A 24,907-nucleotide genomic window follows, 5' to 3' on the forward strand; every position below is an offset into this window, starting at 1 on the left:
ACCCCTCGTCGACGATTTCTCGCGCGGGATTCCGCCTCAGTGGCGAAAGGACTCGTTCGTCGCGCACACCGCGGCGGGCGATGTGCGCCTCGACCATGCGGTGCCTGGCGTGCCGGTAGTCTGGCATGGCTCCTCGATAGCCTTAAAAAGACGGCAGGCTTAGTCGTCCTGCCTGCGCTTGTGGTGCTCGCTCTCCTGGTTTTCGCCGCGGATCATCTGGCGATCGTCCTTGTCGGTCAATTCCACGCCCTCGTCGCGTAGATTGGCGCCGTCTTGCCGCGCCTCGCGCTCCTGCTTGGTTCTCTTCAGCTCATCCTCGGCAATGAAATCGTCGCCGGCATTGCTGGTGTTCTCGCGCTTTTCGATGATGCGCAGCTGCTGCTCGTGGGTCTTCCGGCCGGCCATGGCAAGGCGCCTCCTACTTGTTCGTGCGTCCGGTCTGGTCAGGATTGATGCCGCCCTGAGGCGTGACGTCGTTCTCGACATCGCCTTCGAACGTATTGTCCCCATCGAGAGCATCGTTCTCGTCGAGCATATCGCCGCCCTTGACCGCGCCCCTCGAGGTGCCGATTCCCGGGTTGTCTCGCAGATCCTTGTCCGTGGGATGTTTGGTCTTGGGGTGTTGGTTGGTCATGGAATTTCTCAGCGCTGGTTGAGCTTGGGCGAAAGACGGTCCTGGCGCTGTCCAACTTCAACGTGGAGAAAATGTTCCGGTGTCAGGTTCGGTGCGCGTAAGCGGCCAGGCGGCCGCCGTCTCGGCCAGCGAAACTCCAGGCATGCCACAGTACATCCCATTCCGAGGCGAATTGGCGGGCTAAAGTAAAAATCGAGACGGTCGAAAGCTTGCAAGGAGTGGGTGCTCTGTTCCGGTGGCGATCTCGGTTGCAAGCAGTTCGCCGGCAATCAAGCCAAGTGTTGCGCCGCTGTGGCTGAAGGCGACGTAATACCCCTCGATCTCCCGCAACTGGCCGAAGACCGGCTCGCCGTCTCCGGGGATTGGCTTGGGCCCGACACCGTAGCTCTCCAATTCCAATTTCGGATGACCGTCGAGAACATTCGACGCTTCGTCGAGAAGCCCCTGGACGGTCGATGCTTTTACGCGATAAGTCCCGTCCGGATTGACTACCACCTGTTCTTCCGACCAGGCAGAATCGAGCGCGAGGGCGCCATCAGGCGTCGGCCGGATGGCGACGCGCGGCGTGTTGAGCACGGCGCGTAGCGGCAAGTCGACTGGCTTGGTCCTGACCAGCAGCGCGATCGGTGTCCCATCGGCGATACGCTGACCGGCCACGGCGACCATTCGCGGCACATCCGCACCGGTCGCCAGAAGCACCGCGTTGGCGGCGAAGCTGATCCCGCTGGTGGTGGTGACGCCGGTGGCGCGGCCGTTGGCGACGGTGACGGTAGCGCGTCCGGCCTCGGTGACCACCTGGCCGCCCCGCTCCACGAATTCCGCGATCAATATTTCGATCAGCGACGGCAGGTCGACCCAGCCCTCGCCCGGGTTGAAGATCGCGCCTTGAGGCGTGACAGCGCTTGCGCAGACACCCGGCGCGACCAACCTTATGGCGTCCGCGGACAGATGCTGCGCATCATAGCCGAGACGTTTTTCGTGAGCGAAGACATCGGCGATCTCGTTTGAGGCATCGTCCGCATCCCACGTCAGGCCACCGTCGAAACGCAGCCAGGCGGCATCCGGGCATCGCGCCGACAAACTGCGGTAGCGGTCGATACCGATCATGCGCAGGCGATGATATTCAGCCGAGCGCCTGCGCGCCGAATTGATCCAGGCGAGCGAGCGGCCGGAAGCTCCCTTGGCGAGCGGTCCATCATTGACCAGCACGGTCTCGATGCCGAGCCTTGCAAGATGAACGGCCGAGGAGACGCCAAAAATGCCGCCGCCGACAACAACGACCTTGGAAACCTGATGTGATGCAGCCATGAGATATCTTTCACTGGTGGAGGTTGGTTTGGGCGGCCGTCTTGAAGGGCTCATGCGTGATCAAAGCACTTCGGCAAGGAAGTGCTTCAGACGTGGGCTTTTCGGCGTGTCGAAAATCGCGGCAGGCGTGCCGGCCTCGATGATGCGGCCTTCATCCATGAAGACAACCTGATCGGCGACCTTGCGGGCGAAGCCCATTTCATGCGTCACCACGACCATTGTCATGCCGCGCCGGCCGAGATCCGCCATGAGGTTGAGCACACCCTTCACCAGTTCTGGATCGAGTGCGCTCGTTACCTCATCGAACAAGATGACCTCCGGGTCCATCGCCAATGCACGAGCGATTGCCACACGCTGCTGCTGGCCACCGGAAAGGCTCCCTGGACGATGGTGTTTGCGGGTCGCAAGCCCGACGTCGGCAAGGCGCGCCTCGGCGATGCGCTCAGCTTCCTGTACAGGGAGCCCCTTTACCTTGGTCAGCGACAGCATGACGTTTTCGAGCGCGGTGTGGTCGGGAAACAGATTGAACTGCTGGAAAACCATGCCGACACGCCGGCGCAGTTTTTCAGGCTTCATCGCCAGGATGCTCGCACCATCGAGCAACACCTCACCGCCCTTGGGCTCGACCAGGCGGTTGAGGCAGCGCAGCAGGGTCGACTTGCCCGAACCTGATGGGCCAATCACGCATGTGACCGTGCCAGGCTTGACTGCCAGGCTGACGCCTTTGAGAACATCGAGGTCGCCATAGGCCATGTCGAGATCGGTGATGGCGAGACTGCCGCCCTTGAAGCGGGGCAGCGCTGAGCCGGCATCAGAGCCGGCCTCCGAAGGTGCACTGCCCGTGGCGCCCTCCAGTTCGCTCACTTCGGCCAGGCCGCTGATGACGAGGCCGGCCTTTTGCTTTCCGACCCGCAGCGAGTTGTCGATGTAGTTGACCACATGGGTCAACGGCACGGTGATGACGAGATAGAACACGCCGGCCAGAAGCAATGGCGAGAGGTTTCCGGTGACCACTGCCTGGTCCTGACCGACACGGAAGATCTCGCGCTCCGAGGCGAGCAGACCGAGGAAGTAGACAAGGCTTGAATCCTTGACGTTGCCGATGAACTGGTTGACGAGGGCCGGCAAGACGCGGCGGATGCCTTGCGGTATCACGATCAGGCGCATGCCTTGGCCGTAGCTCATGCTGAGCGCCCTGCAGGCCTCCATCTGCCCGCGCTCGACGCTCTGGATGCCCGAGCGGAAGATTTCGCCGATATAGGCGCCGGCGATCAGGCTCAGCGCAAGAATGCCGAGCGGAAAGGGCGAAGGGCCGAAGATTTCACGGCCGATGCGGGCAAAGCCCTGGCCTATCAGCAGGATGGTGACGATCGCCGGCAGCCCACGGAATATATCCGTGTAGACCCGCGCCGGAATGCGCAGCCAGCGCGATTGCGAGATGCCCATGACCGCCAGGATCATGCCGAGGATGACACCCAGCACCGTCGACGCGGCGGCGAGGATCAAGGTGTTCTTCAATCCGATGGTGATCATGCTGGGCAGCACGTCCGCCATGGCCTGCCAGTCGAGGAAACTGCGCCGCAGGTTTTCGAGCCAGTTCATTCGCCCCCCTTTCGGTTGCGCTATTCACATCGTCCGCATCAAGGACGGCGGCGTAATCCGGCCGCCGGCATGAGAGCCAGCGGCCGGGTACGGTCTACTTCTTGGGAAGATACTGGTCGGGCATCGGCGAGCCGGGGAACCACTTTTCATAAAGCGTTTTCCAGGTGCCGTCCTGCATGGCCGCGTGAAGGGCGGTGTTCAGCGCATTGCGGAGCTTGTCGTTGCCCTTGCGCAGGACGAAGCCGGCCGGCGCGTCAAAGGAAGGAATATTGACCGCGATCTTCAGGTTCGGATAGCGAACGCCATAGTCCTTGGCAGCCTCGTAATCGAGGAAGTGGGCATCCACGGTTCCGTTGTTAAGCGCCGAAACGGCGGAGTTGTTGTCGGGGAATTTGACGAGATCGGTTCCGACAAAATTCTTCGCCGCGTAGATTTCCTGGAGCGTGCCTTGCACGACGCCGAGACGTTTGCCCTTGAGCCCGTCCGCCGACGTGATCGCCTTATCGGCAGTAAGCACGGACAGATAGCCTGCGATATACCCGTCGGAAAAGTCGACGGTCTTCTTGCGTGCTTCCGTCGTGCCGATTGCCGCGACCGCGACATCGAAACGCTCGTTTGCAACCGAAGGCATCAGCGCCGAGAATTCCTGGCCGGTGAAGATCACCTGGTCGGGCTTGAAGCCAAGGCGGCTCGCGACGTTGCGGAACAATTCGATGTCGAAGCCGGTGAACGACCCATCGGCCTGGGTGAAAGCGTAGGGTTTGGCATCGCCCATGGTTCCGACGCTGATGACCTTCGCATCAATGAGGCCATAGGGATTGTCATCCGCGGCGGCCGCTCCTGAAACCAGCCCGGCGCCGACGCACATCGCCATAAGAGCCATTGCGCCGGTTCTGACCGGGCACATCAACGACTTGAGGATTTCTTTGCTGCTCATGTCTTTCTCCACTCTGAAGGTCTGTTCTTCTTGGTATTTACGTCGAGCCGCCATCTGGCGCCCCGACATGCCCTTGACGAGATTACGGTCCGTCACGCCTCTCGGCTCCACTCCTTCTAAAGAGACCGGTCTCATATTGCGTGAGACCGGTCTCTTTGTTAATCGTTATCGCCACGTTGACCTCCCGTCAACAACTCTTGTAGTCGTCATCCGATGAAAAGAACCGCCCCCAAGACCCCGTCGATAACGGTCAGCGACGTCGCCCGCGCGGCCAATGTTTCGAAAGCGACAGCCGCGCGCGTGCTCGGCGGATACGGCGTCGTCAGCGACATGATCCGCGCGGAAGTCATGGCCGCGGCCAAGGCCTTGGACTATCGTGCGAACGAGCTCGCCCGCAGCATGACGACCGGCCGCTCCGGCATCATCGGCGTGGTTGTCGGCGACATCGAGAACCCGTTCTTCAGCCTCGCGGTACGCGGCATCAGCGACGCGGCAAAGGCAGCCGGGTTCAACGTCATCCTGGCCAATTCCGGCGAGAAGATCGAGGCGGAAAAGGCGGCCGTGAAACTGCTCATCGGCAAGCGCGTCGACGGGCTGATCGTCACGCCGTCGGAATCGCGCGACATCGCGCACCTGCGCGATATCCACCGCTCGGGCCGACCGCTTGCCCTGCTGGATAGGGCGCTGGCAGATCTGGATGTCGATACGGTCACGACCGACGATCGCGGCATCGCCATGCTGGCGACCCGCTTTCTAGCCGATGCCGGCCACCGCAACATCGCCTATGTGACCGCGGTCGACGCCGAAGGGCACGAGTACCGCGATCTCGGGCAGATCTACACCTCGTCGGTCCGTGAGCGCATCGACGGTTTCCTCACCGTGTGCCGAGAGGCCGGACTTGATCGGCCAGAACGCTTTGTTCGCCTTGGCGCGACAAGCCCCACCGAAACGCGCAGGGTTGCCGGCGAGATGCTGTCGGCGCCGGATCGGCCGACGGCGATCCTCGCCTCCGACAGCGTCATTGCGCTGGAGATCTTCAAGGTGACCCGCGAGCGCGGCCTGCGGGTTCCCGACGACATTTCGCTCATCACTTTCCATGATGCGGACTGGACGAGCGTCACCACGCCGCCCATCACCGTTATCGACCAGCCCGTCTACGCGCTTGGCAAGAGCGTCGCGGAATTGCTCATCCGGCGATTGAAGGGAGATTCCCGCCCGGCGGAAAGGCTCGTTTTGCCGACCGCCATCATTGCACGCGGATCCGTTGGCCCGCCCTCGGATGGAAAGCCGCAAGTGCGCCAAGCATAGGCCTGGCGGCGGTACGGCCCACATGAATACGTTAGAACAAGGTCGACGCACTCCGCTTTAAGAATGTACGTCGATCAACCCAGCAAACACCCTGATCGCAATGCCGCGTCCACCGTCATCGGGACGGCACGTGCCGGCTCATGGTTTGAAGAGCGTGACGATGAGCCAGATGCCCGGCTACTTCTTGCGCCTGCCTGGCTTCAGGGCCGCCAAAAGACTGCTGATCCTGCCGGCCTTGCGGTTGCGGATCTCGGCCTCGTTCTTGCGGCGCACCGCGGCGCGGACAAGTCTGGCGCCGAGATAACGCAAAGGCTCGGGCGGCAGCGACATGCGCCGCTCGATGCCGACCAGACCGCTTTCGCTCCAGCGATCCTTTCGCTCGAGCACCAGGCTCGCCAGAATGCGTCCGGCTATCGGCGTCTGCGCGATGCCGGTGCCGTTAAATCCCATGCCGTAGAAGATATTGGGATGATCGCGCAGGTGGTCGAAGACAGGAACGTGTTCAGGCACGCAGTCGATCGGCCCCGACCAGTCATATTCGATCGCCACACCGCGCAGCGACGGGTAGACCCGATGCAGCTCTCGCATATTGTCGCGGCCGTGCTCCGGGCTGCGGTTGAAGCTGGCGCCGAAATTTCCACTGAAGGCGACGTTGCCGCTGCCACGACCGAAGACCACCCTGCCCCCGATGGTGCGCTGGTAGTAGAGCACCTGGGCTTGGGAATCGCAGATCGAGGCACCGTCGCGCCAGCCGATGCTGTCGAGCAGTTCGGGAACGGCGGCAGTGGCAATCACCTCGCTGCCGACCACATAAAGATGCCGCCGCAGTTCCGGCAGCGCGGAAAGCCAGGCGTTGGCGGCAAGCACGATTTTGTCAGCCCGTACCGCGCCATGCGCCGTGCGCACCGTGCATGTCATGCCGGGTTCGATGGCGAGGACCGGGCTGCGCTCGTGGATGATGACGCCGCGTGCCAGTGCCAGCTTGCGCAATCCGATGGCAAGTTTGGCGGGATGGACCGTGCCGGCAGTGGTCTCGACCACGCCGACATAGGAGGCCGATGAACCGGTGCGGCGTTGAATGTCCTCGGCTGTCAGCGGGCTGAAACGGTTTTCTCCAACAGCCGCCGTCAAGGCCACGGCGGTCTCCCAGGCGCCTTCCTGCGCAATGGAGCTTGCTGTCCACAGCCATCCGTCCAGCCTCAGGTCCATGTCTATGGTGCCGTTTTGCTGCAGCGCCTTCAGCTCCGCGATCGATGCCACCGTGTCGGCGCACAGCAGGCGCGCTTCCTCGAGACCGACGACCGCACTGATCTGGTCGATTTCGGCGAACCATGAATGGACCTGACCGCCGTTGCGCCCCGAGGCCCCCGATCCGCACAGATCGGCTTCAAGGATCACCACCCGCGTTTGCGGCGCCAGTTCAAGGATCCGCAGCGCCGTCCACAGACCGGTATAGCCGCCACCGACGATCACCACGTCGGCGCGCTCGTCGCCTCGCAATGGCTCGGTCGCAGGGGCGGCGGCAATGTCCTGCAGCCAAAACGACCGGTCAGATGCAAGCGCGACCGCAGGCTGCCGCAAACGAATTGTACTCACGCTTGGGCTCCCTGCGCATCGACAATGAAGCTGGCATATTTGGCTGGCAGCCAATCGGGTATCGGACGCGGTCTCTGGGGAAACCCGCCAAGATGGGTGCAGGTCTGCGCCGCCGCGATCGACGCCCTGTGCAATGCCTCCAGGGCGCCGAGGCCGCCGAAATGGAAGCCGGCGAGGAAGGTGGCAATGAAACTGTCGCCGGCGCCACACGTATCCACGACATCGACAAGGGTCGCCGGCGCATGCACGACATTCGTGCCATCGTCGAAGTAGGAGCCGCGTCGACCACAGGTCAAAACTACCTGCCTTGCGCCGGCCGCCCTGAGCGCGCCCAGCGATGGCTCGATGGGAACATCGACATCGTCCGGTCCGGACGCAAACACAAGCGGGACACCGTCGAGCGGCAGCGCCATATGGGCAGTCGATAGATCGATGCTGAACGGCACATGGTCCGCCACCAATCGTTGAACAAGGTGCTTGTTGGCGTTGGTGCCGAGATGCACCCAGTCGGCCGCGGCGATGACCGCATAATGCGCGGGCGCCGGCATGTAGTTTTCGCCCACACCGAAGGATTCGTGCAGGAACTTCCGGTCGCCGGATTCATCGCGCAGCAAGGTGACGGCCGTATCGCCGCGACGCCGTTCGACATCGTCCGGGGATAGGCCGGCACCTTGCAGTTCGGCAAGCACCACGTCGCCTTCGGGATCGTTCCCGACGGCGCCGAAATAGCGCGCGGACCGGCCGTTGCGCCGCCATTGCGCCGCGACATTCAAGGCGTTGCCGCCCACCGTCATCAAGTTGTTGGTCAAATAGGCATCAAGGCAATTGTCCCCGACCGCGATAAGCTTCTTCGACGTCATGCCGGCACCGTTGCGCAATTGAGGTATGGCGCGATGGCGCCAAGGCAGCGTGTCCAGGCTTTTACCGGATCGAGCGCGTAGGAGCCGTTGCCGAACGGCTCGAAGGTGAACTTTCCGGCATAGCCCAGGCGCGCGAGCTCGCTGACATAGTGGCCGAGCGGCAGCGTACCATCCCCCCACACCAGATGCCCGCCTGGTGTGCCGTCGACCAGATGGACATGCGCCAGCCGCGAGCCGAACAGGTCGACATAGCCGGCCACGGTGTCGCCGGCCGTGGCCATGGCGACAGTGTCGAGCACGACATCGACGTTGCCGGCGCCCACCTCATCCAGCATTTGGCGCAGGCCTGCCGCATCATTGACGAGGTTGCTCTCGAACCGCTGCAACGGCTCGAGCAGGCAGCGCACCCCGTTTGCGGCGGCGCGCCGGGCGATCTCGCCGATCGAACCGACCGCGCGGTCCCATGCCGGTTGCCGGGGTTCGCTCTCGTAGCCCCGGCCGGGCGTCAGGAAGAGATAGCGGGCGCCAAGCGCCGCGCAGATGTCGGCTGCACGCCAAAACCGCTCGATGCTGTCCTGGCGCAGTGCGGCGTCGCCGGAGGCAATGTTGATTGGATACAACACCTGCTCAGGCGTAAAGCACCAGGCCGACCGCTCGTTGTCGGCGAGTACCCGGCGAACGGATTCGACACGTGCGTCCGTGGCGTGGAACAGGTCCAGATGCTGGGCAATCCCCCACAGCTCGATCTCGCGCAGGCCAAAGCCTCGGATCGTCCTGGCGACCTCATCGAAGGGGAAGTGCTGGAAGCTGAAATTGGCTCCGATCAGCTGATGAGCAGCGAGCTGCGGCATGAAGGCTCCTTTCGGGAATTGTTATTTGCCGATGCCTTCGGCCAAGCCACGGATGAAGTAGCGTTGTGCGGCAAAGAACACGATCACGATAGGCAGCGCCGAGATCGTCATGGCCGCGAACACCACGGCATAGTTGGTCCCGTGGGTTGCCATGATCGACGTCAGTCCGACCGGCAGCGTCTGCACATCCGAGCCGCTCGTGAAGATCATGGCGAAGAGATATTCGTTCCAGGCGAACAGGACGTGCAGGATGACGCAGGAGATGATTATCGGCCGGCACAGCGGCAAGGTGATGCGCCAGAAGATCTGACCCTCGCTGGCGCCATCCATCGTCGCCGCCTCGTCGATGTCTTCAGGCAGATCCAGCATGTAGGCGCGGATGAGGAAGGTGGTGAACGGCACCCGGAACGCCGTGTAGAGAATGATCAGCGCCCAGTAGGTGTTGTAGAGACCGAGCGCCTGCAACATCTTCACCAGTGGAATGATCGCCACGGTGGGGCTCAGCATCAAGCCGCCCAGAACGATGGCAATAACCAGCGGCTTTGCCGACATCTTGGTGCGGGTCAGGCCGAAGGCCGTCCAGGCGCTGATCAGGACGGTGCATATGGCCGAAGCGACGGTCACCAGCACCGAGACTGTCACGTAGCCACGCACGCCCTGGTTCCATGCCTGCATGTAATTGTTCCACGACCAACGGGTGGGCAGGGCGAAGGGATCGCCGAAGATCTGCGCATTGTCCTTGAAGCCGCTCAGCGCCATCCAGATCAGCGGATAGATGACGACGACACCAAGGCAGACCAGGAACGAATAGAGCAATGTCCTGGCGATGACCGACCACACATTCACGTTCCGGCTGCGACCGGCTGCGACCATCGCACTCATAGCTGCACCCGGCGGCGCTTGGTGTACCAGAGCTGTGCCGCACCTGTGAGCATGGTCAACATGAAGATGACGGCGGCGATCGCCGCGCCATAGCCGAAATTGTCCTCGATGAAGGCCTTCTGGTAGAGCCACGTGCCCAGCACCTGGCTGCTGTTGTTGGGCCCGCCTGCGGTCATCACCATAACCTCGTTGAACACCTGGAACGCGCCCGTGATGGTGACGATGATCATCAACCCCGTCATTTCCCGGGTGAGCGGAAAGGTGATGCTCCACAGGCGGCGAAGCGGACCCGCGCCGTCGATCGTTGCGGCATCGTAGAGGTCGCGCGGGATCTTCTGGATGGCAATGGCGAACAGCAGCGTCGAATAGCCAAAACCCTGCCATTGGCTCATGGCGATGATGGCATAGATGGCGGTGTGCTCATTGCCGAGCCAAGGCATGACGAGCTGGCTCAGTCCAACACGGCTGAGCGCGGCATCCAGCAAGCCGATCTGCGGCTGGTAGATGAAATAAAACAGCAGGCCGGTCACCGTGATCGAGATTGCCGACGGCACGAAATAGACGGCGCGCCACAGCCGGCGCCAGCTTTCGCTTTTCAGGTCCTCGATAATGGCCGCCAGCAGGAACGCGCCGAAGACCTGGAAGATGACGGAGATGAGAGCGTAGAGGCAGTTGTTCCACAGCGCCAGCAGCACGACCGGGTCATGCAGCAGCCGGTCGTAGTTGGCGAGGCCGACATTGGTGACCTCGCCGGTGTAGATGTCCTGGTCGGTGGTGCTGACGATGAAATTGTCGACGATCGGATAATAGACGAACCAGCCGATGAGGATGAGCGCGATCGCCGCCCATCGCAACGACAACAGGTTGGCGAAGCAGGCCCGCCGGCTCTTTGGCCGTTGCGGCCTGGCGACGCCGATGTCGGCGCCGCTGTCCACTGTGTCCGAGGCCCTTGCCATGCTCGCCTGCTTTATTTGGCCGCGGATGCGGCTTTGCGCACCTCGTCCATCACTTGCTCGGGCGTCATCGAGCCGCCCGCCAGCGCCTGCAGGCTGGACAGCCAGACGGCGGCGACGCGCGGTGGGTTGGCCGTATCCAGCCAGGGCATGAGGTATGAGGCGGCGTTGATATCCTTGAGGCCATCGACCACAGCCGCGCTCATGTTCGATTCCGAGGCGCCGCCGATGGTGGCGCTCGGCTGGCCATAGGGTGGCGCAGACAGCACCTGCGCATTTTCCTTCGAAGTCACGAACTTCATGAAATCGATCGCCAGCGGGATGTTCTTCGATGCCGCATTGATCATGTAGCCCTCCGGCGCGCCCTCGATCGACCTGGCGTCACCCTTGGCGCCGGCGGGCACCGGCAGCCGGAAGAATCCGAAATCGGCGGGCTTTAACGCCGACTCCGGCGTGGCGGCCTGATCGAACTCGATGATCTCCTGGTAGTACATGGCCGACTGCGCGTTGGTGAAGGCCTGGAGAGCCGAGGCATAGGATGTGCCGTTGACGCCGGCGCCATCGGTGCAGCGCTCGACAAGCTGGCTGAACTGCTTGAGTGCTGCGATATAGCCTGGGTCGGTGTATTGGGCGGTGGCCGGATCGAAGTCGCGTTCCAGCGTTGCCTGCGGCACGTTGTAGGCGAGCAGCTGGCCTGCAAAGTGGATTGCCGGCCAGGCCTCCTTGTTGCCGAAGGAGATCGGTGTCACGCCGGATTTGCGGATGGCGTCGCAGCTGGTCAGCAATTCCTCGAAAGTGCCGGGTGCCTTGAGGCTGAGCTTGGCGAAGATCTGCTTGTTGTAGCCCATGAACTTGGCATCCTGGTAAAGCGGAATGCCATAGAACTTGCCGTTGTATTGGAACGCCTTGACGGCGGCTGGAGACAGCGACTTGCCCCACTCGGTATCGGCAGCAATGACGGGCGTGAGATCAACGGCGCGATTGCCGCGCACGAAATTGCCACCCCAGCTGCCTGTCCAGGAGAAATAGATATCGGGCAGCGAGTTGGAAGCGACCAGCGTCTTGGTCTTGCCCTTCACGCTGTCGTCGCTCTCCTGGATAAGTTCGACCTTCACATCCGGATGGAGCTTCTCATAGGCCTGTGCCAGGTTGACGAAATAGGGCGACAGCTGTTGCAGCCCGAACTTCGTCAGGACCGAAAGCGTGCCGGTGTATTCCACCTTGGCGTTTGGGTCGGCCGTGACAGCCGGCGAAGCGGCGGAACTGCCGCTTATCGACAGCCCCAATGATGATACCGCGGCCACCGTGACCGCCACGACTTGCAGCGAACGTTTCATGGATAGCTCCTTCAGAGGTAAGAGGGGATCAATATTCCACGCGTTTGTAGTAGCGACGGGTGGTCAGCGGGTGGTTGCGCAGCACCTCAAGATGGGCGCTCAGCCGCTCGAGCAAGGTGGCGAGCAGAACCGGCGAGATCATGCCGCGGACCTTTGCGGAGATGCCCGGCAACTTGACCGAGGCCGCGTCCAGCGTGCGAACGCGGTCCGTGTAGCGCCTGGCGAAGTTCTCGACCCGGTCGGCCAGGGGCCGAAGGGCATCTTCGCCCTTGAACACGAAAACGCTGACGCCCGGCTCGACCAACTCGAGCGTACCGTGGAAGAAGTCGGCGGCGTGCACCGGGCGGGTGCGAATCCACTGCATCTCTTCGAGGATGCACATGCCGTAATAGTGTGCCTCCGGCCACACCGAGCCGGCGCCGGTGAAGATGTGATAGGTATCGTCCTTGATTGTCTGGGCCAGTTCGGCCGCCCTGTCCTCAAAGGCAGCCTTGGCGTCGGCAAGCAGATCCGGCAGCAGTTTGAGTTCGGCGACAGTGCCATCAAAATCATCATATTCGCCGCGCTCTTCCAGCAGGGCCAGGACGATCAGCAGCGTCTGCAGGTAGAAGGATTCCGACGAGGTGTCGTCTTCGGCGAAGTTCGTGAAATTGTGGTCAGCCTCCCGTGCGATTGGCGTATCCGAATGGCCGGTGAGCGAAATCGTGCGCACACCACGTTTTTTCAGAAAGGCCATGAGCTCGACGCCTTCCTTGGTCGTGCCCGACAAGGACGGGATGACCACCACGGCCTTGCTGTCGAGACCGGCGGGCGGATCGATCACGACCTGCGCCGGATAGGCACCGCTCACCGGGAAGGTGGAACAGCGCTGCGCCAACTCGATCGCGGGCGAGGTTAGAAGCTGCACGCCGCCGGTGCCCATGAAAAACAGCCGCTCGACGCCATCTGCCAGCAGTGTGCGCATCAGTGAGCGAACCTCACCTGCGACGGCGACGGCCCCGCTTTGGATCTTCACGAAGCGGTCCCTATCGAAGTTCAGCATGACGTTTTCCTTGTATTTCGCGTGTGACAGGCCTCTAGCCCGCCTTAGGCGTCGGTGGGCCGTCTAGCTCGTTTTCCGATGTGAGATCGATCTCACAAGCAATAATGGGCACGCAATTTCGCCAAGGCAAGTCCTTTAGACGAAATTCTCCGAAATCGAGGGGTTTGCTCTTTAGCGCACAGCGCGCCGGGCAACCGATCCGCGTACGATCAAGCGGGTCTGAAATCGGGTACGGCGCGGTGCAACCTTTTTGCCGGCAAGCCGCTCCAGCAGGTATCTGGCGGCGAGCGGTCCGATCTCGGAGATGGGTTGCGCCACGACCGTTATCTGCGGATCGGTGAACGTGGCGAGGTTGAAGTCATCGAAGCCAACCACCGACACATCATGCGGAATCGAGAGCCCCATTGAACGCAGGCCAAGAAGCGCGCCTTGCGTCATGAGGCTGTCCACCGTGAACAGTGCGGTCGGGCGATTGCGCCGGCTGAACAGGCGGATCGTGGCTTCGATGGCGTGCTCGACGGTCGAGCGCGATACGCCGATGAGCGCTTCATCGACTGCGATCCCATGCGAGTGGAGCGAGTTTTGGTAGCCAGCCAAGCGTTCCTGTGCCGTAAAGATGCGTGACTCGTCGCGCAAAAGACCGATCCGGTGGTGACCGTTGCCAACCAGATAGTCCACTGCCTCGCGTGCCCCGCCCTCGTTGTCGACGACGACGCTGTCGCATTGCAGGTCCTTTACCACGCGGTCGATGAGCACGATCGGTGCGCCTTCGCGGGCCAGTTGCACGATATGGTGGCTGTCGGTTGCAGACGTTGGGGCAAGGATGAAGCCGCGAATGCTGAGCGAGCGAAGGCTCTCAAGCAGTTCTTTCTCCTGTTCTACATTCTCCTCGCTGCTGGCAATCAGAAGATTGTGGCGGTGCTTGCGCAGTTCCACCTCTATGTCGTGCGCGATTCGGGCGAAGAACGGATTCTGGATATCGCCGGGCACGAAGCCTATGATCGGCAATTGTCCGCTGCGCAGCGCCTGCGCGACGAGGTTGGCCCGATAGCCCAGCCTTTCGGCTGCCTCAACCACGCGGAGCGCCGTCTCGTCGCCAACGTAACCATAGCTGTTGAGCGCCCGGGCGGCCGTGGCGCGCGACACCTTAGCCGCTGCGGCAACGTCCTTTAGTGTGATTCCTTTCTGGGCCACAGGTAACCGTCCTTCTTGGATCTGAACATTGCGTCAGATCATCCTCGGCTCGTCTTGCCGGCATCGTTGTGCGGCATATCGGACGATTCTCAAACTGCGAACATAGCTTTCGCAACTCCTTGCCACCTAATCGAGATACGCGCGCTGTTTGGCTATCTGGAAATTTGATCCACGAATGCACCTACATGTTGTGCAGTCAGTTCATTGCCTTGCACTGCCAGCATACGGCAATGAGTTCACGCCATGGTCCAGGCGGCCTCCCTGGCATCGATCATAACACCGATGGAGACGACTAGCCTTGCCGCCAAACTCGTCCAGCGATTGGAGGCGAGCTTTCAAAAAGGTCGAGCCAGACGCTCAAGGCCCGCTGCACGGAGAGCCATAGGCTGGGAGACTCTGAGCAAATCGGGAATCTGAGTCGCTTGCTCTGAACCGTCGGCATCATGCTGCTAACCGGTTTTGATCCTCCGGGGCTCCGCATTGGCAATAGCGACGAAAGTGCTGTCGAGCAGACCCTTGTCGCGGAAGGAACTTGCCAAGCAAGGGCACCTCGGCCAAGTACGCAAACAACGCCCGGAGACGAGGCGCATCCGGCAGCACCCTTTTGGGGCCAGATAGAGACTCAGAAACCCAAAGCTTTCATCTTCCCGCTATTGAAACGGAGGACTCGATCGTGACGCGTGCGCCCGACCATCGCCAACGGTGGGCTCCAAACTGATCGAAACTTCTCGTCGACCTTTGCAAGGTGATTGATCATCGGGGAGACCAAAGCCGAAACACTGGGGTTGGTGTCTCCAGTGACGCTGAACGAAGCTTCAGGGAAAATCCCAAATCTGCCGATTTCCCTGGCGCTGTCATTGCAACGATCGAGACAATCAGGGAGACCGGACCGGAGGCACGAGACGCCGCGTCCTTCCGTGGGGTCGCTCCTCCAAACCGTTTGACGCAATTTAGAGATGTTGCCTTGACCCCGCACTAGCGTCTACTGCATCTCCCAGCGGGAGCGTCACCAATGGCGAGAAAGTCTGTCCGACGCAAGTCAACGATTTATGATATCGCGGTGGCGGCAAAGTCGTCCCCGACCGCCGTCAGTCTCGTCCTCAATGGCTCGTGGCAACAGCACCGGATCAAGGCGGAAACCGCAGCGACCATCCTCGATTGGGCTGAGCGGCTTGGCTATGCTGTCAACCTCAAGGCACGAGGATTGCGGCTTTCCCGATCCGGACTCGCTGGAATGATCTTGCCACATTACCGCAATCGCTTCTTCGCCGGATTGGCCGAAGCCTTTGAAGCGGAATCCCGCGTCCACCGCTTGTGCCCGATCGTCGTCAGCACCCATCGCAATCCTGATAACGAGTTGAGTGTGACGGAAACCCTGCTGGCTCAGCAGGTGGAATTTCTCTTCCTTGCGGGCGTTCGTGACCCCGATCCGCTGAATGATCTGTGCCGGGCAGCGGGCGTCCGGTGCATCAACATCGATCTGCCAGGCCGCCGGGCTCCCTCAGTTGTTTCTGACAACTACGGGGGCGCCAAGGCGCTCACAGAGATCATTGTTCAGAAATTGAAAGAACGAGGGGGCTCCACCGAAGATCTCTTCTTCTTTGGCGGGGTCAGCGATGATGACGCAACACGTAGCCGTTTGCTGGGTTTTCACGATGCGCTGGCAGCGCATGGGATTGTTACGGGCCCGGGCACGATTGACTGCTGCGGATACGCACCGACCAACGCTGCTCGGTCTCTCGCTGCACGATACGCTCAGCTTGGGCATCTGCCCTCAGGTATGTTCGTCAACGGCGTGACCGCTCTTGAAGGAACATTGCGGTTCACTTCGACGCTAGCCTCAAGTGAGCTTGGACGGGTTGTTGTCGGAAGCTTCGACTGGGATCCATTCGCGGCGCATTTGCCCTTCGATGTGACCATGGTCCGACAGAATGTCGAGGTGATGATTGCTGAAGGATTTTCGCTTCTCGAGAATTATTCGATAGACCACTTTCCGCTGGTGACCGTACCGACCAGCTTTGGGCGAACCGGAGAGCATGACGGCGCCCAAGAAGATTGGGATTCGGCATCCAAATCGAGCATCGACCACTAGCAATTCTTTGTCACGAGACATCGTTGCAGAAGTTCAACTCCGTTCATCAGCACCTCGGATCTGGGTAGCACCGCCTCCACCCAAGGCTCGCGGGCGATCGCATGTCGTTCTACGGGTGCAGCCTGAGTGCGAAGGGCGGATCGTTTAGATCAATCGAGAAATGTTTTTAGACGCTGGTGGCGTGACCGCCTTGCTAAATCTATTTAGCACCTTGACCGGCCGGCATTCAAAGTCTTTTATGGCGCGTTCTGGGAGGAATGCGGCGCCGAGTGCGTCAATGCCGTCGGGCACAAAGGGGTGGGCCAAACAAAGCCGACATGGGCAATAGGCAACTGAAAAACTCGTCAATCAGGGAGGAATTAAATGTTAGCAAAAACTATACTCGCGGCAGCGTTCGGCGCAGCCCTTTCGGTCGCCACAATGAATGCTGCGCCGGCAAAGGACGTCAAGGTTGGAGTTGTCGTGAAGATCGGCGGCATTCCCTGGTTCAATGCCATGGAAACGGGAATAAAGGAAAAGTCGAAAGAGCTTGGCGACGACGGCTTCATGGTCGGGCCGACCAGCGCCGACCCGGCACTTCAGGTCCGCGCGATCGAAGACCTGATAGCTCAGGGCGTCAGCGTAATTGGCGTCGTGCCGAATGATGCAAACGTTCTCGAGCCGGTTCTAAAAAAGGCGCGCGACACGGGCATCAAGGTCATAACCCATGAATCGCCAGACCAGGTGAACGCTGATTGGGACTTCGAAATGGTCTCGGCCGTTGGTTTCGGTGAGGCCCATGCCAAGCTATTTGCCGAGAAAATGGGCGGCAAAGGCAAGTACGTTGTGTACGTAGGTTCTCTTACTGTGCCCGCACACAATGCCTGGGCCGATGCTGCAATCGCCTACCTGAAGAAGAACTTTCCCGACATGCAGATGGTTGGCGACAGATATGGCGTCGCCGAGAGCGCCGATGACAGCCGAAAGACGGCTCTGGATGTGCTTGCCGCCAATCCTGACCTCGGCGGCTTCCTGACGTTCGGCAGTCAGGGACCGATCGGCGCCGGACGCGCGATCGAGGAGCAGAAGCTTGGTGACAAGGTGGTTCTTGTCGGTTCATTCTCGCCTAGCCAAGGCAGCGCAATGCTCAAATCCGGCATTATTGACGGCGGCTATATGTGGAATCCTCTGGAAGCGGGCAAAGTATTCGTAACGATGGCTGATTTTCTGGCGGGCGGCGGTGAAATTACCGACGGCATGACGATCGAAGGTCTGGGTGTCGTTCACCCTGACTTCAAAACCGGCACCATCATCGTGGACGCTGTGCAGCCTATCACGGTCGAAACGGTCGATGGTCTTGCAGCCCTAGGGCTTTAGATGGCGGACCATGGCTGGCGTGCCGGGGTGGCAAATCAATCCCGGCACGCCCCATCCTAGTCATTTCAGAAGGGCCCGCCGTGAACCTCGTCGCGTCTACGACGCAGGACCTCCCATCGGTTCTGTCGTTTAGCAACATAAGCGTCACATTTGGTGGCGTTAGAGCCCTCCAGGATGTCGCCTTCGAGGTTCTCCCGGGTGAAGTGCAATGCATCGCCGGTGAGAACGGCAGCGGCAAGAGCACCCTGATCAAGGTAATCACCGGCGTTTGTCAGCCGCTAGCCGGCGCAAACATGTCGATCGCCGGAAAGTCTGTCGACATCATGTCGCCGGCTGCGGCGCGCAGCGCCGGGGTGGAAGTCATCTGGCAGGACCTCGCACTGTTTCCTGAAATGACAGTCGCGGAAAATATCGGGATCAGAACTGTCCTCGGCAACATGCCTCGGCTCGTCGATCATTCGCGCATTCGCGAGGTGGCGCGAGGGCTGTTGGCGCGGCTTGGCGCCGACCTCGATGTCGACGCGCCTCTGCGTAGCTTTGCAATCGCCCAACGTCAGATCGTCGCCATCGCCCGGGCGCTCGCCGGCGATGCGAAGGTTATTTTCATGGACGAGCCCACATCGTCGCTTACTCAATCGGAAACAGACCGGTTGCTCGCGATCGTTCGAACACTCTCGAATGAAGGCATGGCCATCGTCTTCGTCAGCCATCGCCTTGCGGAAGTTCTGGAGATCTCAAGTCGCGTCACCGTTCTGCGCGACGGTAAGGTCGTTGGGGTGTTCCCGACCGCCGGAATGACCCAATCACGCCTCACCGAACTGATGACCGGCAAGACGTTCGACCAAACCGTGAGCACGAGAAACCTTAGTGGATCACCCGTCGTGTTGAAGATCGATCGATTGACCCGCGCAGGCGACTATGACGACGTTTCGCTGACAATACGGCGAGGTGAAACGCTTGGCCTGACCGGGCTACTCGGCGCCGGTCGCACAGAACTCGCGCTTTCTATTTTCGGCATGCTGCGCCCAGACCGCGGCAGCATCGCACTCAACGGGACGGTTCTTCATCTGAACTCCAACCGCGACGCAATCCGCGCGGGTATTGGATATCTCTCCGAAGACCGCTTGTCCCTTGGTCTCATACAAGCTCAGTCCATCGCCGACAACGCCGTTATCCCGGTGCTCGACAAGATCCTTGATCGGGGGCTGATCTCCTCGGAGAAGAAGGACGCGCTCGTCAATCATTGGATCGAGGAATTGGCGATAAAAGTCGGGCGGCAGACCGATGCGATTTCCACGCTCTCGGGCGGCAACCAGCAAAGGGTGGCCATCGCCAAATGGCTGGCGGTCGGCCTGAAACTGATCATTCTTGATTCGCCAACCGTGGGGGTGGACGTTGGCGCGCGGGCCGGCATCTTCGAGATTGTCGCCAAGCTCGCTGCCGAAGGCCTGGCGATTCTGCTGATATCCGATGAAGCGCCGGAGGTCTATTTCAACGCCGATCGTATCCTTCATATGGCTGCGGGCAAGATAGTCGCCGAATACGATCCGCACGCCATCCCGCTCGGCGACCTGGAAGCTGCCGTCTATGCGTAACCGCGGCAAGCTCTTCCGGGCTCATCCCACCGAGACATGGCTCGTTGTGGTTCTTCTCATCATGAGCGCAGGTCTCTCCGTTGCGAGCGACAAATTCTTCACCATTGCCAATCTCTTCAATCTGCTCAACACAAGCTCGACAAATCTGATCTTCGCGGTTGGGCTGCTGGTGGTGTTGATCGCTGGGGGCATCGACATCTCCTTCGCTGTGGCCGCGTCAGTGGTTCAATACGTTGTGGCGCTGGCTCTAGCCCAAATGGGAGGTGGTGATTGGTTCATCGGCCTCACCTTGGCGGCAATTGTCGGGATCGCCCTGGGTGCGGTGAACGCCGGCCTCATCTACTATTTCCAGATCATTTCAATCGTTGTCACCATCGCCACCTTCAATATTTTTTTCGGCCTTCTGATGTTCTTCACGCACGGTGTATCGATCTACAATCTGCCTGCATGGTGGACGCATCGCACTGTGCTTTTCGAGTTCCAACAGGCGAATGGCAATTGGGCCGAGCTAACACTGCCGGTTGCGATCATGGCGGTCTGCGTCGCCGCCACCTGGGGGCTTATCCGGTATACCACCACGGGACGGCAGCTATACGCTTTTGGCGATAACCCGGAGGGCGCCCGTCGCCTCGGTATCAACATCGCGGCGATGCACTTCATTGCCTTCGGCTGGCTTGGTTTGATGGCCGGGATCGCGGGACTTGTGCAGGTGCACTATTCCCAGGAAATCGTGCCCAACGCATTGGTGGGGCGCGAGCTGGACGTGCTGGCAGCTGTTGTCCTTGGCGGTGCCAGGCTGGGTGGCGGGCGCGGCACCGTGCTCGGTTGCATCCTTGGCGTGTTTCTTGTGTCGGTGACGCAAAACGGGCTGAACCTCCTCGGCATCTCTCCCTATGCTTTCAAGATGATCGTCGGGGCGATCATCTTGATTGCCATCACGCTGTCCAACGCGCCGCTCGGGCATATCCTCGCGGGCTTGCGGCAGAGGATGGGTACATGACGCAGCGCGTGCTCGAAACTGGAGCGCTACGGCACGGATTCTTGCGCCGTCTTGCCGGCACGTTGGGCGCCGAGAATATCGGACTTTTGCTGGCATTGATTTTGGTGATTGCATTCTTCGGATCTCTCTCGCCGCGATTCCTGTCCAAAGCTACCTTTGAATCGGTGGCCTTCCAGTTGCCTGAACTTGGACTGCTTACGCTCGCGATGTTGATGCCGATCATCTCGGGCGGCATCAATCTCGCCGTGACGTTCACGGCCAATCTCTGTGGCCTCACGCTCGCCTGGGTTCTTCAGGCCAACGGAGGACCGGACGCAAGCATCTATGCCTTTCTACTCGGTTCCGTTCTTGCGGTCGGCGTTGGCACGGCAAGCGGCTTGGTCATGGGCCCGGTGATAGCCTATACCGGCGCGCACCCCATCCTCGTTTCGCTCTCGGTGATGATTTTCCTGCGCGGCCTTGGCGAGTTTCTGACCCGCGGCGCCGATATTTCGGGCTTTCCCGAATTCATCCAGCCCCTGGGCCACGGCAGCATCGTCGGCATTCCTGTCCCGCTGCTGATACTGCTCGGCGCAGTCATCGTCTGGCATGTTTTGATGACCCGAACCAGGCTTGGCTTTTCAAACTATATGGTCGGCTCCAACATCGAGGCGACGCGCTATTCCGGCATCTCGACGCGACGCGTGATCATTCTGATCTACGCGCTGTCTGGCGCCATGTGTGCGTTGGCCGGCATTATCATGATGGCACGATTCAATTCCGTCCGTGTCGGCCATGGCGAGTCCTATGTGCTGATTACGGTGCTTGCCTGCTTTTTGGGCGGGGTGAATCCGTTTGGCGGCTTCGGCAAGGTCGTTTCGGTCTTCCTAGCCCTCATCGTTTTGCAGTTGCTTTCTTCGGGACTGAATCTCTTGGGCGCCAGCCAGCACCTGGCCACAGCCATTTGGGGCATCATGCTGATCGGCGTCATGATCTTGCGGTGGGCTGCCGGGCAGCTCAATTTCATGAGGATAACACGATGAAGGGTTTTGGCGTTCATACGAGCATGTGGACGAGTGGTTGGTCCGTAGAGGGCGCCGAGCACACTGTAGCGGCGGTGAAAAAATACGATCTCGATTTCATTGAAATTTCGCTGGCCGATCCATTTTCTTGCGATGCCGATCACACCCGCAAGCTGCTGGCGGCAAATGGCATGCAGGCGGTGTGCTCGCTAGGGTTGCCCGAATATGCGTGGGCATCGCGCCACCCACAGGAGGCGATTGACTTTCTTAAGGTGGCTATCGACAAGACGGCCGACATCGGAGCCCAGGCGCTATGCGGCGTAATCTATGGCGGCATCGGCGAGCGTACTGGCGTGCCACCTACGCAGGACGAACTTGATAACATTGCAAAAGTGATGACGTCCGCCGCCGCGCAAGCCAAGTCTCGCGGCATCGAACTCGGTGTTGAAGCCGTGAACCGCTACGAGAACCACATCATCAACACCGCGGCTCAGGCGGTGGCACTAATCGAGAGAGTCGGCGCCGACAATATGTTCGTGCACCTTGATACCTATCACATGAACATAGAGGAGAAAGGTATGGGCAACGGTATTATCGTCGCCCGCGATTACCTCAAATATATCCACCTCTCCGAGTCTGATCGCGGCACCCCAGGCGAGGGCAATTGCAATTGGGATGAGACGTTCGCAACGCTGGCCGCGATCGGCTTCAAGGGCGGGCTCGCGATGGAGAGCTTCATCAACATGGATCCGCGTCTGGCGTTTGGCCTCAGCGTGTGGCGTCCGGTGGCCGAGAGTGAAGCGGTTGTAATGGGCAACGGTCTGCCGTTCTTGCGCAACAAGGCACGGCAGTACGGGCTGATCGCATAAGTTACATCGCCATGCGAGATCGAAACTCGGCACATCATGAGCCGACTGCATCGACATTGCGGCGACTGCCTTCGAAGCAGGAGCCGCTTGAGAGGCAATATTGCGGCGTTTTAGATCCCGGCCTTCGGCTGCCCCCCGGGCGCAAGCAGCCAACCGGTCGGCGATCGCAACTGCCGTGAACAATCTATTTCACCGGCTCGGGCATCACAGCCTACCTTCGGCGGTTGCGAGCCGGCCCCGCATCAATTCGCGGCGCTTTCGAAACTCTGTGTATTCCTGGTCGGCCAGTACCCCGATCAGGATCACCGATCCACTCACGGCAAAGTTGAGTGAGGAGGGAATGCCTAGAAGATTGACAAGGTTCTGAAGCACCTGCAGCAAGATCGTTCCAAGCACCACACCAATGATTGAGCCTTCCCCGCCCCGCAACGAGAACCCTCCAAGGACGGCGGCGGCGATCGCGTAGAGCTCGTAGAAATTGCCGTGCGAGCTTGGCAGGATCGAGCGTGTGTACATTGCGAGAAAGATGGATGACAGCGCCGTCAGCCGGCGCAGATCACATAGGCGCAGATGATAACCCGGCCGGTACGGATTCCCGAAAACCGCGCGGCCTCTTCATTTTTGCCGACGGCGTAGAGGTATAGTCCGAAGGCGGTACGGTGCAGAACGACCAACATCACCGCCGCCAGGACAAGCAGGAAGACAAAAGAATGAGGAATGGGAATGGAGGTAGGCATTGTTGGTAAGAACCGAAACCAGATCGGTGCGACCGGTGGTGAGATATTCCAGATCCTCGAAGCGGGTTTCGTAGGGAAAGCCTGCCGTCGCATCTTGGTGTTGCCCTGCTGCTCGCCGGCATGAAGATCGCCCGCACCATCCTGCGTCAGCCGGCCCTGCAGGCGGTGATCGCCGAGGAGCTGTCGCTGGGCGGGGCCGCCGACCTTTCCGATCAGTCCATAACAGACCACATCCTCGAACACGCCAAAACGGTCTATCACCCCTGCGGCACCTGCCGGATGGGCAGCGATGACCAGGCGGTGGTCGACCCGCAATTGCGCGTGCGCGGCGTGCCGCGCCTACGCATCTGCGACGCCTCGATCATGCCGCGTCTCATCAGCGGCAAAACCAACGCGCCGGTGATCATGATCGCCGACCGCTGCGCCGATTTCATCCTCGGCAGCGCTTAGCGAAAAACGGGCAGCCGAGAGAAATCCAGGCTGTTTTGAGACGGTGTATCTGTCCAGCGCATGCAGCGACTTGTCGCGACCGAAACCGGACAGCTTGACTCCGCCGGGCGGCACGGTGATGTCGGCGCCGCCATACATTGCATAGGTCCTATCAAATCGAGACTGGGACAGCGATGCCAACGCGCTGCTGTTGGCCGCCAGAAAGCTGGTGCGGATACGCCTGGAGAAATTCAGGCGATGCAGGCAGCTTCACCAGACGCAGCAGTTCCAGCAGCATCCATGACGGCGCCGAAGTCGCGCCCGGCTTCCAGATCATCGCTGCGCCGGCCACACGCCCGGCCACTCGGTCTACCTCGCAAACTACGGCAAGGAACAGCGCATGATTTCGGCCGACACGATGTATGTGCCAGCGCTGCTGGCGCCGCATCCGGAGTGGCAAGGCAGCTACGACCAGGACGGGCCGATGGCGATCACCACGCGGCACAAGCTGATCGATCGCGTGATTGCCGACAACATCCGGATCTCGGGCGGGGGCTCTCAGAGAGGTTCCTGCTATTGCTGCTGCAGGCCGGTGATCATGGCAATGATCTCGTTCTTATCGGTCTTCGCGGTCTCGCGAATTCCAATCTGCTTGCCACGCCTGAGAACACAGATGCGGTCGGAGAGCTTGAAGACCTGGTCGAGGCTGTGGCTGATGATCAGGATGCCGACATTGCGCTGCTTCAGCGACTGGACGATAGCCTCCACCCGGGCGGTTTCGGCAACGCCCAGCGCCGCCGTCGGCTCATCCAGCAGGATCAGCTTGCTTGCCCAATGCGTGGCGCGCGCGATCGCAACGCCCTGGCGCTGGCCGCCGGAGAGATCGCGGATAGTGGCGTGGGCGGAGGGGATGCGCACGTCCAGTTCCTTCACCAGTTTCTCGGTCTCGTCGATCATGCGGCGGCGGTCGAGCAAACCGAGGCGGTTCAGCGGCTCGCGGCCGAGGAACATGTTCATGTAGACCGTCTGCTGGTCGGCCAGCGCCAGGTCCTGGTAGACGACCTCGATGCCGTGCGCGCGCCCCATGGTGGCATTCGACATCGTCACCGGTTTTCCTTCGATGACGATGGTGCCGGACGAGGGCGGGTGGACCCCCGAGACGATCTTGACCAGCGTCGACTTTCCGGCGCCGTTGTCGCCGACGAGTGCAACGATCTCGCCCGGGAAAACCTCGAGCGAAAAACTCTCGATCGCGGTGATGCCGCCGAAATTCTTGCGAATGTCGTGCAGCTGAAGGATGGGCGCGCTCACCGTCATGTGTTTC

At 60.8% G+C, this 24,907-nt stretch carries 23 protein-coding genes and 2 pseudogenes; 9 read left to right on the forward strand and 16 right to left on the reverse strand.

All coding sequences use genetic code 11. The features are described from left to right. Nucleotides 1-159 precede the first annotated feature (159 nt). The 5 genes from NKH35_RS08470 to NKH35_RS08490 form a co-directional block, all read right to left on the reverse strand. Nucleotides 160-405 carry a hypothetical protein gene (locus tag NKH35_RS08470; RefSeq protein WP_352446583.1) on the reverse strand — a complete coding sequence of 82 codons (246 nt, stop codon included), beginning with the start codon at nucleotides 403-405 and terminating at the stop codon, nucleotides 160-162. Nucleotides 406-418: 13 nt separating this feature from the next. After that, on the reverse strand, nucleotides 419-634 hold the full coding sequence (locus tag NKH35_RS08475) for a hypothetical protein (RefSeq protein WP_352914142.1): 216 nt from the start codon (nucleotides 632-634) through the stop codon (nucleotides 419-421). Nucleotides 635-814: 180 nt separating this feature from the next. Further along, nucleotides 815-1,942 carry an NAD(P)/FAD-dependent oxidoreductase gene (locus NKH35_RS08480; RefSeq protein ID WP_352914145.1) on the reverse strand — a complete coding sequence of 376 codons (1,128 nt, stop codon included), beginning with the start codon at nucleotides 1,940-1,942 and terminating at the stop codon, nucleotides 815-817. 60 nt (nucleotides 1,943-2,002) lie between these two features. Beyond that, nucleotides 2,003-3,544: an amino acid ABC transporter permease/ATP-binding protein gene (locus tag NKH35_RS08485; protein WP_352805792.1), complete on the reverse strand. Its 1,542-nt coding sequence runs from the start codon at nucleotides 3,542-3,544 to the stop codon at nucleotides 2,003-2,005. A 94-nt stretch (nucleotides 3,545-3,638) separates the two neighbouring features. Then, on the reverse strand, nucleotides 3,639-4,481 hold the full coding sequence (locus NKH35_RS08490; protein ID WP_023825904.1) for an ABC transporter substrate-binding protein: 843 nt from the start codon (nucleotides 4,479-4,481) through the stop codon (nucleotides 3,639-3,641). A 213-nt stretch (nucleotides 4,482-4,694) separates the two neighbouring features. On the opposite strand from NKH35_RS08490, the gene NKH35_RS08495 reads away from it, so the two are divergent. Beyond that, nucleotides 4,695-5,789, forward strand: coding sequence for a LacI family DNA-binding transcriptional regulator (locus NKH35_RS08495; protein ID WP_023667753.1), 1,095 nt, complete (start codon nucleotides 4,695-4,697; stop codon nucleotides 5,787-5,789). Nucleotides 5,790-5,966: 177 nt separating this feature from the next. Here the strand turns inward: NKH35_RS08495 and NKH35_RS08500 are convergent, their stop codons facing one another. The 8 genes from NKH35_RS08500 to NKH35_RS08535 form a co-directional block, all read right to left on the reverse strand. Beyond that, complete coding sequence (locus tag NKH35_RS08500; RefSeq protein WP_352914148.1) at nucleotides 5,967-7,385, reverse strand: NAD(P)/FAD-dependent oxidoreductase; 1,419 nt, start codon at nucleotides 7,383-7,385, stop codon at nucleotides 5,967-5,969. Further along, nucleotides 7,382-8,245 (reverse strand): PfkB family carbohydrate kinase, encoded by an 864-nt coding sequence (locus NKH35_RS08505; RefSeq protein WP_352914151.1) that lies wholly within the window; start codon nucleotides 8,243-8,245, stop codon nucleotides 7,382-7,384. The genes NKH35_RS08500 and NKH35_RS08505 overlap by 4 nt, the downstream gene beginning before the upstream one ends. Beyond that, a complete protein-coding gene (locus tag NKH35_RS08510; protein ID WP_352914154.1) occupies nucleotides 8,242-9,096 on the reverse strand; it encodes a sugar phosphate isomerase/epimerase family protein in 855 nt (284 codons plus the stop codon). Before NKH35_RS08510 ends, NKH35_RS08505 begins: the two co-directional genes overlap by 4 nt. Nucleotides 9,097-9,117: 21 nt before the next feature. After that, nucleotides 9,118-9,936 (reverse strand): carbohydrate ABC transporter permease, encoded by an 819-nt coding sequence (locus tag NKH35_RS08515; protein ID WP_352914156.1) that lies wholly within the window; start codon nucleotides 9,934-9,936, stop codon nucleotides 9,118-9,120. A 38-nt stretch (nucleotides 9,937-9,974) separates the two neighbouring features. Beyond that, entirely contained in the window at nucleotides 9,975-10,934 is a 960-nt protein-coding gene (locus tag NKH35_RS08520) for a carbohydrate ABC transporter permease (protein ID WP_023682778.1), read from the reverse strand. Nucleotides 10,935-10,945: 11 nt separating this feature from the next. Next, nucleotides 10,946-12,268, reverse strand: coding sequence for an ABC transporter substrate-binding protein (locus tag NKH35_RS08525; RefSeq protein WP_352521152.1), 1,323 nt, complete (start codon nucleotides 12,266-12,268; stop codon nucleotides 10,946-10,948). 28 nt (nucleotides 12,269-12,296) lie between these two features. Next, nucleotides 12,297-13,310 carry an SIS domain-containing protein gene (locus tag NKH35_RS08530; RefSeq protein ID WP_023710094.1) on the reverse strand — a complete coding sequence of 338 codons (1,014 nt, stop codon included), beginning with the start codon at nucleotides 13,308-13,310 and terminating at the stop codon, nucleotides 12,297-12,299. A gap of 171 nt (nucleotides 13,311-13,481) precedes the next feature. Further along, nucleotides 13,482-14,504, reverse strand: coding sequence for a LacI family DNA-binding transcriptional regulator (locus NKH35_RS08535; RefSeq protein WP_352521151.1), 1,023 nt, complete (start codon nucleotides 14,502-14,504; stop codon nucleotides 13,482-13,484). A 1,012-nt stretch (nucleotides 14,505-15,516) separates the two neighbouring features. On the opposite strand from NKH35_RS08535, the gene NKH35_RS08540 reads away from it, so the two are divergent. The 6 genes from NKH35_RS08540 (at nucleotide 15,517) to NKH35_RS08565 (ending at nucleotide 22,417) form a co-directional block, all read left to right on the forward strand. After that, entirely contained in the window at nucleotides 15,517-16,596 is a 1,080-nt protein-coding gene (locus NKH35_RS08540) for a substrate-binding domain-containing protein (protein WP_023692318.1), read from the forward strand. A gap of 363 nt (nucleotides 16,597-16,959) precedes the next feature. Continuing rightward, a complete protein-coding gene (locus NKH35_RS08545) occupies nucleotides 16,960-17,952 on the forward strand; it encodes a substrate-binding domain-containing protein (protein ID WP_352521150.1) in 993 nt (330 codons plus the stop codon). An 80-nt stretch (nucleotides 17,953-18,032) separates the two neighbouring features. After that, on the forward strand, nucleotides 18,033-19,547 hold the full coding sequence (locus NKH35_RS08550; RefSeq protein WP_352521149.1) for a sugar ABC transporter ATP-binding protein: 1,515 nt from the start codon (nucleotides 18,033-18,035) through the stop codon (nucleotides 19,545-19,547). Continuing rightward, a complete protein-coding gene (locus NKH35_RS08555) occupies nucleotides 19,540-20,547 on the forward strand; it encodes an ABC transporter permease (RefSeq protein WP_023681803.1) in 1,008 nt (335 codons plus the stop codon). Before NKH35_RS08550 ends, NKH35_RS08555 begins: the two co-directional genes overlap by 8 nt. Continuing rightward, nucleotides 20,544-21,569, forward strand: a complete 1,026-nt coding sequence (locus NKH35_RS08560) for an ABC transporter permease (RefSeq protein ID WP_023667740.1) — start codon at nucleotides 20,544-20,546, stop codon at nucleotides 21,567-21,569. The genes NKH35_RS08555 and NKH35_RS08560 overlap by 4 nt, the downstream gene beginning before the upstream one ends. Beyond that, nucleotides 21,566-22,417 (forward strand): sugar phosphate isomerase/epimerase family protein, encoded by an 852-nt coding sequence (locus NKH35_RS08565; protein ID WP_023704358.1) that lies wholly within the window; start codon nucleotides 21,566-21,568, stop codon nucleotides 22,415-22,417. Before NKH35_RS08560 ends, NKH35_RS08565 begins: the two co-directional genes overlap by 4 nt. Before the next feature lie 204 nt (nucleotides 22,418-22,621). Here NKH35_RS08565 and NKH35_RS08570 read toward each other — a convergent pair. Further along, a pseudogene (locus tag NKH35_RS08570) lies at nucleotides 22,622-23,290 on the reverse strand (ABC transporter permease); the annotation flags it as partial. On the opposite strand from NKH35_RS08570, the gene NKH35_RS08575 reads away from it, so the two are divergent. After that, nucleotides 23,275-23,604, forward strand: a complete 330-nt coding sequence (locus NKH35_RS08575) for a GMC oxidoreductase (protein ID WP_023740511.1) — start codon at nucleotides 23,275-23,277, stop codon at nucleotides 23,602-23,604. The pseudogene NKH35_RS08570 and the gene NKH35_RS08575 overlap by 16 nt on opposite strands. A 151-nt stretch (nucleotides 23,605-23,755) precedes the next feature. On the opposite strand, the gene NKH35_RS08580 is transcribed toward NKH35_RS08575, so the two are convergent. Further along, complete coding sequence (locus NKH35_RS08580; protein WP_155922419.1) at nucleotides 23,756-23,920, reverse strand: hypothetical protein; 165 nt, start codon at nucleotides 23,918-23,920, stop codon at nucleotides 23,756-23,758. Between NKH35_RS08580 and NKH35_RS08585 the strand changes: the two are divergent. After that, nucleotides 23,880-24,133 (forward strand): annotated as a pseudogene (locus NKH35_RS08585) (MBL fold metallo-hydrolase); the annotation flags it as partial. The gene NKH35_RS08580 and the pseudogene NKH35_RS08585 sit on opposite strands and share 41 nt — an antisense overlap. Before the next feature lie 23 nt (nucleotides 24,134-24,156). Here NKH35_RS08585 and NKH35_RS08590 read toward each other — a convergent pair. Continuing rightward, entirely contained in the window at nucleotides 24,157-24,900 is a 744-nt protein-coding gene (locus NKH35_RS08590; protein ID WP_023686849.1) for an ATP-binding cassette domain-containing protein, read from the reverse strand. Nucleotides 24,901-24,907 lie beyond the last annotated feature (7 nt).

Source organism: Mesorhizobium sp. M1143 (assembly GCF_040318435.1).
Classification (GTDB): domain Bacteria; phylum Pseudomonadota; class Alphaproteobacteria; order Rhizobiales; family Rhizobiaceae; genus Mesorhizobium.

What these genes read in the sequence shown, in the direction of transcription:
- NKH35_RS08525 (WP_352521152.1), bottom strand. Translation starts at nt 12,268, where the DNA reads ATGAAACGTTCGCTGCAAGTCGTGGCGGTCACGGTGGCCGCGGTATCA.
- NKH35_RS08475 (WP_352914142.1), bottom strand. Translation starts at nt 634, where the DNA reads ATGACCAACCAACACCCCAAGACCAAACATCCCACGGACAAGGATCTG.
- NKH35_RS08510 (WP_352914154.1), bottom strand. Translation starts at nt 9,096, where the DNA reads ATGCCGCAGCTCGCTGCTCATCAGCTGATCGGAGCCAATTTCAGCTTC.
- NKH35_RS08590 (WP_023686849.1), bottom strand. Translation starts at nt 24,900, where the DNA reads ATGACGGTGAGCGCGCCCATCCTTCAGCTGCACGACATTCGCAAGAAT.
- NKH35_RS08520 (WP_023682778.1), bottom strand. Translation starts at nt 10,934, where the DNA reads ATGGCAAGGGCCTCGGACACAGTGGACAGCGGCGCCGACATCGGCGTC.
- NKH35_RS08555 (WP_023681803.1), top strand. Translation starts at nt 19,540, where the DNA reads ATGCGTAACCGCGGCAAGCTCTTCCGGGCTCATCCCACCGAGACATGG.
- NKH35_RS08490 (WP_023825904.1), bottom strand. Translation starts at nt 4,481, where the DNA reads ATGAGCAGCAAAGAAATCCTCAAGTCGTTGATGTGCCCGGTCAGAACC.
- NKH35_RS08575 (WP_023740511.1), top strand. Translation starts at nt 23,275, where the DNA reads ATGAAGATCGCCCGCACCATCCTGCGTCAGCCGGCCCTGCAGGCGGTG.
- NKH35_RS08540 (WP_023692318.1), top strand. Translation starts at nt 15,517, where the DNA reads ATGGCGAGAAAGTCTGTCCGACGCAAGTCAACGATTTATGATATCGCG.
- NKH35_RS08470 (WP_352446583.1), bottom strand. Translation starts at nt 405, where the DNA reads ATGGCCGGCCGGAAGACCCACGAGCAGCAGCTGCGCATCATCGAAAAG.
- NKH35_RS08530 (WP_023710094.1), bottom strand. Translation starts at nt 13,310, where the DNA reads ATGCTGAACTTCGATAGGGACCGCTTCGTGAAGATCCAAAGCGGGGCC.
- NKH35_RS08505 (WP_352914151.1), bottom strand. Translation starts at nt 8,245, where the DNA reads ATGACGTCGAAGAAGCTTATCGCGGTCGGGGACAATTGCCTTGATGCC.
- NKH35_RS08485 (WP_352805792.1), bottom strand. Translation starts at nt 3,544, where the DNA reads ATGAACTGGCTCGAAAACCTGCGGCGCAGTTTCCTCGACTGGCAGGCC.
- NKH35_RS08545 (WP_352521150.1), top strand. Translation starts at nt 16,960, where the DNA reads ATGTTAGCAAAAACTATACTCGCGGCAGCGTTCGGCGCAGCCCTTTCG.
- NKH35_RS08560 (WP_023667740.1), top strand. Translation starts at nt 20,544, where the DNA reads ATGACGCAGCGCGTGCTCGAAACTGGAGCGCTACGGCACGGATTCTTG.
- NKH35_RS08565 (WP_023704358.1), top strand. Translation starts at nt 21,566, where the DNA reads ATGAAGGGTTTTGGCGTTCATACGAGCATGTGGACGAGTGGTTGGTCC.
- NKH35_RS08495 (WP_023667753.1), top strand. Translation starts at nt 4,695, where the DNA reads ATGAAAAGAACCGCCCCCAAGACCCCGTCGATAACGGTCAGCGACGTC.
- NKH35_RS08480 (WP_352914145.1), bottom strand. Translation starts at nt 1,942, where the DNA reads ATGGCTGCATCACATCAGGTTTCCAAGGTCGTTGTTGTCGGCGGCGGC.
- NKH35_RS08580 (WP_155922419.1), bottom strand. Translation starts at nt 23,920, where the DNA reads ATGATCTGGAAGCCGGGCGCGACTTCGGCGCCGTCATGGATGCTGCTG.